The sequence below is a fragment of the Methanomicrobium mobile BP genome (assembly GCF_000711215.1).
GTDB classification, from domain to species: domain Archaea; phylum Halobacteriota; class Methanomicrobia; order Methanomicrobiales; family Methanomicrobiaceae; genus Methanomicrobium; species Methanomicrobium mobile.
The window spans coordinates 142307-155558 of sequence record NZ_JOMF01000008.1 but is presented as its reverse complement, the minus strand read 5'-3'; the positions used below and the strand labels follow the sequence as shown (position 1 = coordinate 155558).

Below are 13252 nucleotides of genomic sequence, written 5' to 3'. Positions count from 1 at the left end.
TTAAGGATTTTTAACGTCCTGATGGAGGAAACTATGAATATTGGTTCTAATTTGTCGAGTTCTTTTGGTTATGCAAAAGACGGTTTAGTAGGACACTGGGTCAGATGGATTCTGCTCCTTATCTCATGTATAATATTCCCGCTGATTCTGGGATATCAGCTCAGAGTCATGCGTGGAGAAAGCCCCGCACCTGAAGCAGACAACTGGGTAAAGATGCTTATTGACGGTATACTTTACTGTATCATCGCTTTCATCTATGCGATACCCCTGATTATCATTGCAATGGTAACGATGGGTCCGGGCGTATTTATGCTTATGTCAGACCCCTCGGCAGTTGCAGCAGGTATGGGCACATTTGCAATAGGCTTAATTATATTCATAATTGTGGCTATCATTATCAGCCTGTTCGAGACAATTGCGATTGTCAACTTTGCACGTAAAGAGAGCTTCGGAGCTGCATTCGCCTTCGGTGACATCCTTTCAAAGATTAAGGAGATCGGCTGGTTCTCACTGTTCATCCAGATTCTTGTATACGGCATCATAATCGCTATAATCCAGGCTGTCCTCGGACTCATTCCGATTCTCGGTATGATTATTCTGCTTATACTTTCGCCACTGTTCGCCATGTGGTATGCAAAGTACGTATGCAACATCTACGACAATGCACAGTGAGTGAACAACCACACAACATTTTTTTATTTTCGCTTTTCCGTATCTTTCACCCTTCTTCGTCAATCGCTCAATATCTCGGAATATTTTTGACCGAAAAAGACGAGAAATATGACAGGGTATTATGGAGATAAAGAAAGATGATGCCGCGCTGCTTGTCGCGGTTATGGTTATCGGAATCGTCTGCGGTTCACTGCTTACGTTTCTTGCGGTTTCGGTAGCGCAGGGCGGCGGTTCCGCGGATCCCGTCGTAGGCAAGTGGGCGGGAACGACATCGTTTGCTTACGTCTTTTCGCTTCAGTCGAATATCTTCTTCTATGACGACAATACCGGCAATGCCGTCTTCGAACTGGCGGCACCCGTCATTGGCACGCAGAGAGCCGGATTTGATTTTTCATGGGAGAAGACGGGGAAAAACGAGTATACCGCGAGCAACGGCGCCTTGAAACTTCCGTTCACGATGTCGGACAAGAAAGGCACTATCACGACAACGGTAAGTCCGAAGGCAATCGGCTACGATATGAGCATCGATGTTGCGGCTTTTGATCTGAAATACGTCAAAGTATAGATAAATTTGGGTAAAATTGGCAAATCAGGTATATCAGATAAATCCGGTAAAACAGATAAATCAGGTAAATCTCCGTTAAAAGCGGCTCAGATCATGCCGCATGCCTCGAGTTCGAATATTCTCCCGACCATGGCGGCATCATCCTCGGAAAATTCGGCGATATGCCTGATAACAATATCTTTTGCCTCCTCGGAGAGGCAGCATATGCTCTCTTCGCCGCTGACAATAAGCTGTGTGAGATACTCCCAGTCTTCGCGCGAGAGATTTGATAGACGGCGATCGAAGTCCTCCGTGCTTTCGGCGATATGGTTGCACAGCGGCGGCAGGATGGACTTGAACTTTACGTTCGCCGACGGACAAAGCTCCTGTTCGTTCTCGGGCGCAAGCGTCCTTAGTATCTGTAAATCCCTTTCGGATAGTTCACGTGCCATGTTTAGTCGTCTCTTTCAGAATCTGTATCTGTCTCTCTTTTTCTTCTCGTTTTCGTTGTATGCATAGACCGCAACCGCGATAACGACGATCACAGCCGCAATCGCGCCGATGATGATTAGGGATGAATCTCCGTTACCGCCGTTGCCCGAATCAGCGGTTGCCGGCGGTGCATGCGGCGTCTGAGTGCCCGCGGAGACCTCATCGGCGGTCGATACGGTCGGCGCAGGCGTCGCCGGCGTGGGTGCGGTCGTGATTGGGGCAGACTGTGTCGGCATCACGGTCGGAGACTCCGTATTTGCTGCGGGTTGGGGATTCAGCGACATCGTGACCTCCGAATTCTTATCGGGATCGCCGGTATCCGTGTATGCCGTCAGAGTAGGCGCCATGATTCTGACATTGATATAGGAATACTCCGCCTGCGAGAGATCGTGCCTGTTTTTCGGCTTATTCACGATATAAACGATGTAATTGCCGTTATCGAGGATCCTGCCGCTCTCCGTCGTGCGCCACTTGTAACTCCAGCGGTTGTTCTTGACGGTCAGCCTCAGGAAGGTAGACGGATCTCCCGATATCGCCGGCTGGGAGAGATCCTCGAGCGACACCCCTCCCGACGGCAGATTCGGACCTATGACGAAGAGATATACATAATCCGAACCTGTCGCACTTCCCGAAAGTTCCACGGTGTTGCCGGAATATGTCGTTACCGTACCTGCGGCGCCTGCGGACTGTACCGTAAGGAACAGTGCCAGTATTACCGCCGGAATCAAAAAAGTCCTGCGGGATATTCCGTCCATGTGAGCGCTCATATTCATATGTAGACTATGAGTCTGCGGTTAATTTATATCTATCACACTTGTCAGAGTTGTTGAAATAAAGGCTGCGGGAATGCGGTTATGATGCTCGGATGATGCCGCAGCGATGCCGCGGTGATGCGGCAGTACAATCGCATATAATTAATATAATACGGTATAACCCTTCAATATCGATAAAATGGCAGGAAAAATATTGGTCGCATACGCAACCAGATACGGTTCGACGCTCGAAGTCGCGGAACGTATTGCGGAAAAACTCGAAAAACTCGGTCACGAATGCGACTGCATGGACTTTCAGGACGTTGATGACATAACGAAATACGGCGGAATCGTCGCCGGCAGTGCAATTCAGATGGGCAAATGGCTTCCCGAGGCAAAAGAGTTCATGGAGGGAAAACGGGTCTTTTTATCTAAAATACCCGTGGTATTGTTCTCATTGGGCATCACGCTCTCCGACCCTACCGATCACGTGACCCGAAAAGCCCTCTTTGCCACGGATGAGATCTGCCAGTACGTGACTCCGAAAGAGATAAAGCTCTTTGCCGGCAGACTCATTCGCGATGAGCTCATCGACGCCGACAGGGATCTGGTAATCCTCGCAAAACCGCCGTTCGGGGATTTCAGGGACTATAAAGAGATAGAAAAATGGACCGAAGAGATTGAGTCGAAGTATTTCCGTGACCTTCTCTGAGAAATACCGGGAAACACGACGCGACCCCTGAAACCATATCACTCTTTTTATTATTCGCACTGTCCTATAGTATTACAAAGGTAGTGTAAAGGGGATATTCAGATATGGATCCGGATTTTGAAAAAGTGCAGACATTTATTCGGGAGTCGCAGGGGACTGAATTCAGCTCTCCGAGATCCGTCTTCAAAAAAGGCGAAGAGGAGAAATTTTCCTATTATACCTCGGATGACAACCCCGACGAACTTCTCGTGATAAGTTCGGACGGCTCCGAGACGGCATTATCCGTGGGTCTTGTAAACGAGGCGGTATTATATCTTCTGGATATCAAGATTGCCGTCATCGCGCCCGAATCCACCGCCGGTTCCGTTCTTTCGCTGGAGGAGCATCTGGAGATCTGGCACAACGGCACTTCCGAGACGCCGTTCGACTCGAAAGTTGTCCCCTATATCGCCGACCTTATTGTTCTCTCCGGAATAGCCGCATACGGCTGGGCAACCGCGGGCGACGGGGAGAAGCTTGCGGCGATTGCCTTGAAGACGGTTACTCCGAAGAAGCACACGGCTCCGAGAGCGAAGGAGACCGCGGAAGACGTGAAAGGCTCGAAAGGTACGAAAGGCACGGCGGATGCGACCGGTGCGACCGAAAACAGATCGGTCACGCGCAGGGCTTCGGATAAAGCGGCTGCGGCATCATCCGCGTCGTCGATCTCTTCCGCCGGCGCAAGATCCGCGGGACGAAAGACCGCCGACGGCACCAACTGCATGCCAAAAAGCATAGCCCTCATCACATACTCCGTAAAGGACGGAGTCACATCCGAGATTGCATGGTCGGTCAAGAACTCCTTTGTCGACGGCGGCATAGAGACCGAGGTCAAATCGATTCAGGATGTCGAGGACGTCAGAAAATACAGTTTCGTCGTTGTGGGTGCGGGGCTTAAAGAGAACAGGCTCGCCCCCGAGGTTATCGAATTCGCAAAACTTCACAGGCACTGGCTCTCCAAAAGACCCGTGGCTCTCTTCATTGTCGGCGAATCCCTCAAGGATATCGACGACGAGAAAGTTATCGCCACAAAAAAGATTGCGGAGTCGTTCACGCGCATACTCGACGTTGTCGATATCGGAATGTTTGCCGGCAGGGTGGATGCCGAAGATCTGACCATGCGCGAGAGGCTCTTCGAGAAGGAGAGAATCGGCGATTTCCGCGACTGGAGAATCATAGGCGAATGGGCTGACGACATGAAGAACGCCTGCCTCAAATACAGGAATTCGAAAAACTGACACGCAAAAGAGTTAAAAAAAGAAAAAAATCCTATTTTATCGAATATCTATTTTATACAAATATCTTTTTTATACGAGTTTTGAGAGTTTTTTGACCAGATTGTCGACCTGCCATTCCGCCGTGCCTATGTAGTTGTCCGGAAGCAGAAGTGCATCTATCTCTTCTCTCGAAAGATACTTCGAGACCTGCGGCTTTGAGGCAAATATCTCGGCGACCGATGTCTTTGACTCAATCGCCGTCATACAGGAGACCCTCACAATCTCGTGAGCATTCTGCCTCTCCATGCCTCTCTTTGTAAGCTCAATCATGACGGACTCCGCCATATTGACGCCGTGTAGGAGATCGAGATTCCTTCTGATATTCTCCGGTCTTAACCTTACGCCCTCGAGGACTTTTATCATGACGGTAAGGATATGATCAGCAAGAATCGATGCCTCGGGGAAGACAACCCTCTCGCAGGAGGAGTTCGTGAGGTCGCGCTCATCCCAGAGAGTATTGTTCAGGAGAGCGGGCTCGACAAAGGAGCGCACGATTCTTGCAAGACCGCAGACCTGCTCGGACTTAATCGGGTTGCGCTTGTGCGGCATCGTCGATGAGCCGACCTGATTCTTGCCGAAAGCCTCTTCCATCTCGCCGATCTCGGAGCGCTGCATCATGCGTATCTCGACGCCGATCTTATCGAGAGTGGTCGCCATGTTTGCGAGGAACATGACATACTCGGCATGGCGGTCGCGCTGAATCAGCTGATTCGAGACATCGACCGCGTTTAAGTCGAGATACTTCATCATTGCCGTCATTACCGCATGACCGTCCTTACCCATCGACGCCTGCGTTCCGACAGCGCCGGTCATCTGCCCCACGGCAACACGCGGGCGAAGTTCGTTCAGTCTCTCGATATGTCTCGCAACCTCCGCCGCCCAAATGGCAAAACGCAGACCGTATGTGGTCGGCACACCGATCTGACCGTGTGTCCTGCCGGCGCAGACGAGTTTTTTGTTCTCCTCCGCTTTCTGAAGGAGAATACTCAGGAGTTTTTTGAGTTTCTTCTCGATTATCTCAAGGCTGTCCCTCATCTGAAGACCCGTGGCGGTATCGAGGATATCGTTGGAGGTCGCACCGTAGTGTATCCAGCGTCCGGATTCGCCGGTGACCTCGGTAACGGCTTTGACAACCGCCATCATATCGTGATTGATCTCCGCTTCAATCTGATTCGCCCTCTCAAGGGTCGCATTCATTGCCTTTGCGGCGATATTGTCGGCATCTTCTTTAGGTATGAGACCTACGTCGCCCTCTGCCTTTGCAAGCGCAATCTCGGCTTTAACTATTGATCTGAACCTGTGTTCCTCGTCCCAGATCCCGCGCATCTCCGCAGTTCCGTAACGGTAGTCTATTGGGTGGATAGCCATATGCTTACATATTGGTCATAGGATTGTAAAATTATTGGGATTGAGTTGCGGCATATCGGATAAGAGTATAAGATGCAAAGAAAAAGATCGTAAGATCGTAAACGAAAAAAGTTCGAAAAAAGTCCGAAAAATCGTAAAATAAAATCGGATCTTTTGTCGAATCACTCTTTTATCCTGTATTCCGCATCAATGACCTCGCTCTTGGCATCTCCCTCCTCGGGTATCAGAATCCATGCGCAGAGATATATGAGAACCATTATGCCTACCGAGCAGAATGCAAGCACAATAAACAATATTCGGATGAGATTGGAGTCAATGTCCGTGTTTTTTCCGAGACCTCCGCAGACACCCGCAATCATCCTGTCATCTTTTGAGCGGTATAGTTTATCCATATCTGTCTCCGAAAATTCCCTGACGGAATACATTCAGTGAATATTCTTTTATTCTTCTATGGTGCTTTTGCAATATCAATATGTTTGAACAGTCACGGTTGCGTGAAGAGTCGTGAAGAGTCATGAAGAGTCGGGTTGCGTGACCGGTCGGGGTTCGCGTTTCACTTTTGCGGCGCACGGATAGTATTATTACATGATGGATTGGCAACATAATTACTGACAATGAATTCTTATGAAGACTGGTTTGCGTATGACACATACCGCCCGCACCAGAAAGAGATGCTTGATTTTGCGGCGGAATGCGTGAATAAACAGCAGACCTGTCTTATCGATGCGCCAACCGGCAGCGGAAAATCGAGCGTGCTCTCCGCGCTTCTTGCTCAGGCAAACGGCAGGAAGATTATAGTCGCGGTAAGAACCGTTGCCCAGCTCAATATCTTCATCCGCGAACTTGAACTTATCAAGAGGAAACAACCGCGGCTTAAGGTCTCGTATCTTGTCGGCAAGAGAAAGATGTGCATGATGGGCGGCGAAGGCGACGTCTACCGCATGTGCGAAGGACTCAAGACCTTCTCGACCTCACTCATGCGCGAACGCGCCCAGAAAGGCTCGCTTATACCCGCAAACGATGCCGTCATAAAAAAACAGATACAACTGCAGGACTATGAGCATCCGCTTCTCTGTCAGTATTTCATCAGATCGAAGATCTACGCGGAGACCGGCGACGGTCTGAAGATGATGCCGTCGAATATCCTCAAGACGAAGGCGGAACAGACAACAAGACGCATAGTGCCGCCGGACAAAATCCATGAGCTCTGCGGCGATATCTGCCCGTACGAAGTGATGCTTCAGGCGTCCCGCGATGCCGACGTTATCCTCATGAACTTCCACCATCTCTTCAACGAAGATATCCGCGAACAGATGTATCAGTCAATCGGCATCGAGCCCGAAAACGTCATCCTTCTCATAGACGAGGCGCACAACTGCGGCGATACCGTCCAGAGCATCCAGACGGTGACCTTAAACGAGCAGTCCCTCGAACTTGCGCAGAGCGAACTCGGTCACCTGCGCGGCAGTGTCAGCGGAACCGAGGCTATTCAGAATCTTATTCCGCAGGTTCTGAACTTCATGGTCAGCCTTAAACGCTCCATGAAGGCGGAGGACTGGTTCGATCCGGCAATTTTCATGCGTTATATCTTAAGCGGAACGCTGTATCAGAAGACCGAGGAGATTGTGGAAGACCTTCTGACCATAAACGAGGCGATTCATGAAGCCAAACTCGAGAAGGGCGATTTCAGGGAGAGCGCCGTTGAAAAGCTCACCGAGTTCTTTGTCCGCATCCTGAAATCCGCGGGTGACGAGTCCTATCTCACGATATACAAAAAGAGCGGCGAAGAAATCTCGCTCGAGGTCAGAAACATAGATCCCTCAAAGACGCTTATCGATCTTGCAAAGGCGCATCACGCGGCAGTGCTCATAAGCGGCACCCTCTCGCCCGTAGACGCCTATAAGAAGATCTATTTCGGCGATATGGACGCGGCGGCGATATCGCTTCCGAACGCTTTTCCGAAGGAGAACAGGAAACTCTTCTGCGCCCGCGATGCCACATCAGCCTTCAGCATGCGGCGCGACATCGAAAACAGCAACAGAATAATCGAATACATCAATACGTTTGCGATGCGGAAAGGCAATCTGGCGGTATACTTCCCCTCATACGATATGCTCAAGACCTTTACGGAGCGGCTTCCGAAGACTCTGAAAGGCAAAGAGATATTCATAGAGTCGCAGGATTCGTCGGCGTCGACGAACGACCTGAGAACCTTCATGTCGCTGCCGTCAATGGGAAAAAGCGGCATAATCTTCGGTGTCTGCGGCGGAAAATGGAGCGAGGGTCTGGACTACAGGGGAGATCTGCTCACCGGCGCCATCGTCGTCGGTCTTCCGCTTGCCCCCTTCAACGATGTAAGAAAGATGGTCAATGACTATTTCAGGATGAAGTTCGGCAAAGACGGCGAATTCCTCTCGTATACGCTGCCGGCGGTAAACAAAGCCACGCAGGCGCTCGGAAGGGTAATCAGGACGCCGGATGACAAGGGCGTTCTCCTTCTTATTGAGAGCCGGTACCTCGACGAATCCGTAAAACGCGGTCTCCCGAAGTGGATGCAGGATGAATGCGTGGAATGCACTATAGATTCGTTCAAAGAGGCAATGAATAGATCTTAGATAATATCGATAATCATGGATATCAGCACGGGAATCTGCAGGTTCGGACTCTGGCGGGTGCGGGTCGAGTGGTCCGAAGAGGCGCATTTAATCCATCGGATTTCGTTTACAAGGAGCGGTGACGACTCCCCCGTTCCGCAGGCGGTAAGCCGTTATCTCTCCGGAAAAGCGGAGTCCTTCGACCCTTACGGCTCGATTGCGCTGAGCCGCGGCTATCCTTTTTACGATATCTATAAAGCCGTCTCCGAGATACCCTACGGCGAAGTAAGGACCTATTCGGAGATTGCGGAAGCGAGCGGCACGCATCACAGGACAGTCGGTGTTGCCATGCGCAGAAATCCGACGCCGCTTATAATCCCCTGCCACAGGGTTGTCTCAAAGACGGGACTGGGCGGATATTCCCCCGACATCTCGATAAAGAAGGATCTCCTGAATCTTGAGAAAAAAGTCCTGAGGAAGAAGAGCAGGTCGGCAAACGCGGCATCGGATGAAGACCCGGACAAAAACCGAACGGAAGACTGAACCCTGCCGGAACCGAAGACCGGACGTACACCTTTATCCGCGGCATAAATCAACATATCCTGCTTAATTCGGTCCGTAAACGAATGAGCGAATTATATCATACTTGAGATCAAATAAAGAAAAACAGAAAAAAACATCTGCGGGTAAATATGAAGATAGCAGTTCTCGGTGCCGGTGCGGTAGGTCTTTGCGTTGCCGCAAAACTCTCAAAAGTCTGCGACGTATATGCGGTCACAAGAAAGCGGCACACCGATATAATAAACGATACGGGATTTGTAATGACGGGAATCTGGGGCAACGAGACCGTCGTTTTTCCGTGTTCGGAGTCGTTGCCGGCAGGCGAACGATACGACTACATAATAATCACCTCCAAATCGACGGACACCCGTGCCGTATGCGAGCAGTTTAAAGAATATCTGAAGGATACGCCGGTTGTAAGCCTTCAGAACGGCATCGGAAACGAGGAGATAATATCGGAATATACCGACACCGTGCTCGGCGGCATGATAATTACTGGCTTTGAATGGGTAAAAGATGCCGCCGTTCTCGTATCCGTCGAGGCCGCGCCTATAAAGATTGGCGTATATCCCGAAGGCATCAGCGACGCATCCGCAAAACTCGTCGAAATCTTTTCAAAAGCCGGAATGAACACGGTATCGGAGTCGAACATCGCCGGCGGCATCTGGGGCAAGGCGCTTTACAATGCCGCATTAAACCCGCTCAGTGCAATCCTCGGCATAAAATACGGCGAACTCGCCGATGCAAACACGTGGTCGATAATCGAGGATATCGTAAAAGAAGCCTTTGCCGTCTGCGCGAAGGAAGGCGTAAGACTCGAATGGGCAACGCCGGAGGAATACCTGAAGCATCTGCACTCGCATCAGCTGCCGGCGACAAAGGAGCATTACTCCTCGATGTATCAGGATCTGGCGGCACGCAAGAGGACCGAGATCGATTTCATAAACGGCAGTATTGTGGAGCTTGCAGGTAAGCACGGCATACCCGCGCCCGTAAACGAGGTCGTGGTGCGGCTGATAAAATTCCGCGAGAATCAGAACAAAGGTTCGCAGGTAACCGCGGATACAAAGACGCGGACGGCGTGACGGAATAGGGAATAAGAGAATGAAGACGGGAATCATCCTTGCCGGCGGCGAGGCAAAACGTGCGGGAGGGCGCGAAAAGTATCTCTTCGAATATGACGGCGAGACCTTCCTTGAGAGACTGCTCTCCACGCTCAAAGATGCTGTCGACGAGATAATAATCGTCGCCCGCGACGATATCCACTGCCGCAGATTCGAGGAGATATGCGCCGGTTTCGAGGCAAAGATCGTCCCGGATATCCGTAAAGGACTCGGTCCCGTCGGCGGTCTTCATGCCGGTGTTCAGTCCGCCGGCGGCGAGATTATCTTTGCGGTCGCCTGCGACATGCCTTTTGTCAACGGTGATGTCATCCGATATCTCTTCTCGTTATCCGGGAATTGCGATGCCGTGATTCCCCGCTGGGAAGAAGGTTTCATCGAGCCGCTTCATGCCGTTTACAAACGCGATGCCCTCGAAAGGTATATGCACTCCCATAAGTCGCTCTCTCTTCGCGACATGATAGACAGTATCAACTCGTGCTTCGTGAATGTGAACGACCTGCGGCAGTATGACGCGGATCTGAAGACTTTTACGAATATCAACAATCTGAACGATCTGGAAAAGCTGAACAACCGCGGATAACCGCGGCGGGGTATCATGGCCAAGCAGATGCGCATAATCTCGGTCGGCAGAATCAAGGAGAAATATCTTGCCGACGGCATAGCCGAGTATGCAAAACGTCTCAACTCTTTTGTCAGTCTTGAGTTTACCGAGGTCCCCGATGAGAGCATTCCCGACAATATCCCGCAGTCCGCTGCCGAGAAGATAACGGAACGCGAAGCCGCAAAAATCCTCGGACTTTTAAAAGAGACTGACTACGTCGTTCTCCTCGACCTTAAAGGAGAAACTCCGACGTCGGAGGCGTTTGCCGCGAAGATGAAGGAGCAGGAACTGACCGGAAGAAGAACGGTCTTTGTCATCGGCGGAAGTCTGGGCGTCCACGAAAGTCTGATAAAGCGTGCGGATTATCGGCTCTGCCTCTCAAAAATGACCTTTACGCATCAGATTGCAAAATTCCTTCTTGTCGAACAGATATACCGCGCCTGTTCAATCAATGCCGGCGGCAAATATCACCGCTGATACGTGCCGTTTTAGATTATGATTAAAACCGGGTAAAGCCAATTAAAACGATTAAAACCGATTGAAATCAATAAAACAAAAAAAAAAGGAATTCTCTTTTTAAAAAGAATTCAGTGTCCGCCTGGCATTGTTCTGCTTCCCGAAGCGTCCCTCGAGTATGTGCCGAACTCTCTGCTCTTTTCAACAATGTCGCCCGCGAATACGGGTCCGTCCCTGCAGACTCTGAGTCCCTCGGGATCCAGACAGCATGATCCGCAGATGCCCACGCCGCATTTCATGTATCTGACAAGCGAGAACTGACCGCGGCTGACAAGATCCGTATTTGTATCTTCGGACTTCTCCTTAAGAAGTCTCAAAACGCCGCGCATCATTATCTCGGGACCGCAGACGCAGATGCTGTTATACGAGAGGAGGTCGACCTCCTTCATGAGATCGGTAACAAAACCGTGATGACCTTTCGTGCCGTCATCGGTCGCAATCCGCAGGTCCGTTCCCTGCGCGAGTTCGTCCCCGTAGAGTATCTCCGATGCCGTGCGGCTTCCGAGAAGGAAGGTCGTGCACCTGCCGCTCCTAACAAGAGGGCGAAGCGGTGCGGCACCGACTCCGCCGGCAATCGCAAGCACGCGACCGCCGTTTCCGATTGAAAAACCGTTGCCGAGCGGCGCTTTGATTCCGATTTTGTCGCCGGCGTTCAGCTTAAAGAGAGCCTCCGTGGCTTCTCCGACCTTCTGCACCGTAATCGCGTTTGCCGCCGAAAGCCCCATCGGAATCTCGTCTACGCCCGGCACCCAGACCATGCAGAACTGCCCCGCCTTAAACTCAAAGTCCTTATCGAATTCGAAGGTCTTTACGGACGGCGTCTCGTCGATGACCCTTGTAATTCTTACAATCTCGGAGGGAATCGCCTTCAGACTGCCGTTATTCCTGCCGTTTTTCTCGTTTCTTTCAGTATTCATGTGCGCACCCTATAATATCCTCCGCTTTCACGGTATCCTTGCCTTCGCCCGCGTCGGCGTAGAGCTCCGCGGCAATATCTTTGAATATATTCACTCCCGAGAGACCCAGAACACCGCTTCCTATCTCAACCGCGGATGCCCCCGCCATCATCATCTCGACGACGTTATCGGCTGTCATGACCCCGCCGCACCCGATAATCGGAATCTTTACGGCTTCGTAAAGGTCCCAGACACAGCGGACGGCAATCGGAAAGACCGCGGGACCGGAAAGACCGCCTGTGCCGTTTCCGAGCATCGGTCTTCTGAGTTCGGTCGAGATTCTCATCGCCTTTACGGTATTGATTGCGACGACCGCCGAAGCCCCCGCCCTCTCCGCGGATTTTGCCGATGCCGTTATGTCGGTCACGTTCGGCGTCAGCTTCACCCATACGGGGAGACCGCCGGCGGCTTTTACCGCCGCTTTCGTGCAGTCATACACAAGGTCGGGATTGCACCCTATCTGCGCCCCGTAACCTTCGGCATGCGGGCATGAGACATTCAGTTCAAAGCCGCGGACCCTGCCCGCGAACCATGACGCTACCTTTGAGAAATCCTCGGGGTTTCCGCCGAATATACTTGCAATAACCGGTTTTGAGCCGATATCTTCGATGGCGTCAAGTTCGGATACGAAGTTTGATGAGGGGTTGGGAAGACCCATGGCGTTCATGACGGCGCCGTCGAGGACGCATACGGTAGGTCCGTGATGACCCGTCTTGGGTTCGGGGCCGATTGATTTGGTAATCACTCCGCCCGCGCCGAGATTCAAGATGCGGTTTAACGAAGCCCCCGTTGTTCCCAGTATGCCTGCGGCAAGAATCATGTGATTTCTCAGTTCAACGCCGCCTGCGGTAACTTTGTCGGTTTTTTCTATTCTGACCATGAAAGGCACCCTGCGATACTTATCGATACTTATCTATTGTATTTTTTGTCTTATCTAACTGCTTGTAACGACGGATAAGACAGTGTTGATATTATCGACAGTATCGACATATAGACAGTCCCGATATATCGAAGTCCCGATTCCGACAGTATCGATTCCGATAG

At 51.1% G+C, this 13252-nt stretch carries 15 protein-coding genes; 9 read left to right on the top strand and 6 right to left on the bottom strand.

The window, feature by feature from the left end; genetic code table 11:
- Nucleotides 1–672: DUF4013 domain-containing protein (locus tag T502_RS07360; protein WP_245597783.1), on the top strand; the 672-nt coding region annotated here is incomplete at its 5' end.
- 121 nt (nucleotides 673–793) lie between these two features.
- Entirely contained in the window at nucleotides 794–1237 is a 444-nt protein-coding gene (locus T502_RS07355) for a hypothetical protein (RefSeq protein ID WP_042706531.1), read from the top strand.
- Nucleotides 1238–1323: 86 nt separating this feature from the next.
- Here T502_RS07355 and T502_RS07350 read toward each other — a convergent pair whose 3' ends face one another.
- Complete coding sequence (locus tag T502_RS07350; protein WP_042706530.1) at nucleotides 1324–1668, bottom strand: hypothetical protein; 345 nt, start codon at nucleotides 1666–1668, stop codon at nucleotides 1324–1326.
- A 15-nt stretch (nucleotides 1669–1683) separates the two neighbouring features.
- Entirely contained in the window at nucleotides 1684–2463 is a 780-nt protein-coding gene (locus T502_RS08660) for a hypothetical protein (protein WP_157197492.1), read from the bottom strand.
- A gap of 196 nt (nucleotides 2464–2659) precedes the next feature.
- Between T502_RS08660 and T502_RS07340 the strand changes: the two genes are divergently transcribed.
- On the top strand, nucleotides 2660–3172 hold the full coding sequence (locus T502_RS07340) for a flavodoxin domain-containing protein (protein ID WP_042706529.1): 513 nt from the start codon (nucleotides 2660–2662) through the stop codon (nucleotides 3170–3172).
- 104 nt (nucleotides 3173–3276) lie between these two features.
- Nucleotides 3277–4449, top strand: coding sequence for a flavodoxin domain-containing protein (locus T502_RS07335; RefSeq protein ID WP_042706528.1), 1173 nt, complete (start codon nucleotides 3277–3279; stop codon nucleotides 4447–4449).
- Nucleotides 4450–4518: 69 nt separating this feature from the next.
- On the opposite strand, the gene purB is transcribed toward T502_RS07335, so the two are convergent.
- Nucleotides 4519–5856 carry an adenylosuccinate lyase gene (gene purB / locus T502_RS07330; RefSeq protein ID WP_042706527.1) on the bottom strand — a complete coding sequence of 446 codons (1338 nt, stop codon included), beginning with the start codon at nucleotides 5854–5856 and terminating at the stop codon, nucleotides 4519–4521.
- A gap of 161 nt (nucleotides 5857–6017) precedes the next feature.
- Entirely contained in the window at nucleotides 6018–6248 is a 231-nt protein-coding gene (locus T502_RS07325; protein ID WP_042706565.1) for a PspC domain-containing protein, read from the bottom strand.
- A gap of 222 nt (nucleotides 6249–6470) precedes the next feature.
- Between T502_RS07325 and T502_RS07320 the strand changes: the two genes are divergently transcribed.
- The 5 genes from T502_RS07320 (at nucleotide 6471) to rlmH (ending at nucleotide 11213) form a co-directional block, all read left to right on the top strand.
- On the top strand, nucleotides 6471–8471 hold the full coding sequence (locus T502_RS07320) for an ATP-dependent DNA helicase (RefSeq protein ID WP_042706526.1): 2001 nt from the start codon (nucleotides 6471–6473) through the stop codon (nucleotides 8469–8471).
- A gap of 15 nt (nucleotides 8472–8486) precedes the next feature.
- Complete coding sequence (locus T502_RS07315; protein WP_042706525.1) at nucleotides 8487–8993, top strand: methylated-DNA--[protein]-cysteine S-methyltransferase; 507 nt, start codon at nucleotides 8487–8489, stop codon at nucleotides 8991–8993.
- A 149-nt stretch (nucleotides 8994–9142) separates the two neighbouring features.
- Nucleotides 9143–10096 carry a ketopantoate reductase family protein gene (locus T502_RS07310; RefSeq protein ID WP_042706524.1) on the top strand — a complete coding sequence of 318 codons (954 nt, stop codon included), beginning with the start codon at nucleotides 9143–9145 and terminating at the stop codon, nucleotides 10094–10096.
- A gap of 19 nt (nucleotides 10097–10115) precedes the next feature.
- Entirely contained in the window at nucleotides 10116–10715 is a 600-nt protein-coding gene (gene mobA, locus T502_RS07305; protein WP_042706523.1) for a molybdenum cofactor guanylyltransferase, read from the top strand.
- Between the two features lie 15 nt (nucleotides 10716–10730).
- The gene (gene rlmH / locus T502_RS07300; RefSeq protein ID WP_042706522.1) at nucleotides 10731–11213 is read left to right on the top strand and encodes a 23S rRNA (pseudouridine(1915)-N(3))-methyltransferase RlmH; all 483 of its coding nucleotides are present in this window, start codon (nucleotides 10731–10733) and stop codon (nucleotides 11211–11213) included.
- Between the two features lie 110 nt (nucleotides 11214–11323).
- On the opposite strand, the gene T502_RS07295 is transcribed toward rlmH, so the two are convergent.
- Complete coding sequence (locus T502_RS07295; RefSeq protein WP_052359242.1) at nucleotides 11324–12169, bottom strand: dihydroorotate dehydrogenase electron transfer subunit; 846 nt, start codon at nucleotides 12167–12169, stop codon at nucleotides 11324–11326.
- A complete protein-coding gene (locus T502_RS07290) occupies nucleotides 12159–13088 on the bottom strand; it encodes a dihydroorotate dehydrogenase (RefSeq protein ID WP_042706521.1) in 930 nt (309 codons plus the stop codon). The genes T502_RS07295 and T502_RS07290 overlap by 11 nt, the downstream gene beginning before the upstream one ends.
- Nucleotides 13089–13252 lie beyond the last annotated feature (164 nt).

What these genes read in the sequence shown, in the direction of transcription:
- T502_RS07295 (WP_052359242.1), bottom strand. Translation starts at nt 12,169, where the DNA reads ATGAATACTGAAAGAAACGAGAAAAACGGCAGGAATAACGGCAGTCTG.
- mobA (WP_042706523.1), top strand. Translation starts at nt 10,116, where the DNA reads ATGAAGACGGGAATCATCCTTGCCGGCGGCGAGGCAAAACGTGCGGGA.
- T502_RS07320 (WP_042706526.1), top strand. Translation starts at nt 6,471, where the DNA reads ATGAATTCTTATGAAGACTGGTTTGCGTATGACACATACCGCCCGCAC.
- T502_RS07315 (WP_042706525.1), top strand. Translation starts at nt 8,487, where the DNA reads ATGGATATCAGCACGGGAATCTGCAGGTTCGGACTCTGGCGGGTGCGG.
- T502_RS07340 (WP_042706529.1), top strand. Translation starts at nt 2,660, where the DNA reads ATGGCAGGAAAAATATTGGTCGCATACGCAACCAGATACGGTTCGACG.
- T502_RS07355 (WP_042706531.1), top strand. Translation starts at nt 794, where the DNA reads ATGGAGATAAAGAAAGATGATGCCGCGCTGCTTGTCGCGGTTATGGTT.
- T502_RS07335 (WP_042706528.1), top strand. Translation starts at nt 3,277, where the DNA reads ATGGATCCGGATTTTGAAAAAGTGCAGACATTTATTCGGGAGTCGCAG.
- purB (WP_042706527.1), bottom strand. Translation starts at nt 5,856, where the DNA reads ATGGCTATCCACCCAATAGACTACCGTTACGGAACTGCGGAGATGCGC.
- rlmH (WP_042706522.1), top strand. Translation starts at nt 10,731, where the DNA reads ATGGCCAAGCAGATGCGCATAATCTCGGTCGGCAGAATCAAGGAGAAA.
- T502_RS07350 (WP_042706530.1), bottom strand. Translation starts at nt 1,668, where the DNA reads ATGGCACGTGAACTATCCGAAAGGGATTTACAGATACTAAGGACGCTT.
- T502_RS07290 (WP_042706521.1), bottom strand. Translation starts at nt 13,088, where the DNA reads ATGGTCAGAATAGAAAAAACCGACAAAGTTACCGCAGGCGGCGTTGAA.
- T502_RS07325 (WP_042706565.1), bottom strand. Translation starts at nt 6,248, where the DNA reads ATGGATAAACTATACCGCTCAAAAGATGACAGGATGATTGCGGGTGTC.
- T502_RS07310 (WP_042706524.1), top strand. Translation starts at nt 9,143, where the DNA reads ATGAAGATAGCAGTTCTCGGTGCCGGTGCGGTAGGTCTTTGCGTTGCC.
- T502_RS08660 (WP_157197492.1), bottom strand. Translation starts at nt 2,463, where the DNA reads ATGGACGGAATATCCCGCAGGACTTTTTTGATTCCGGCGGTAATACTG.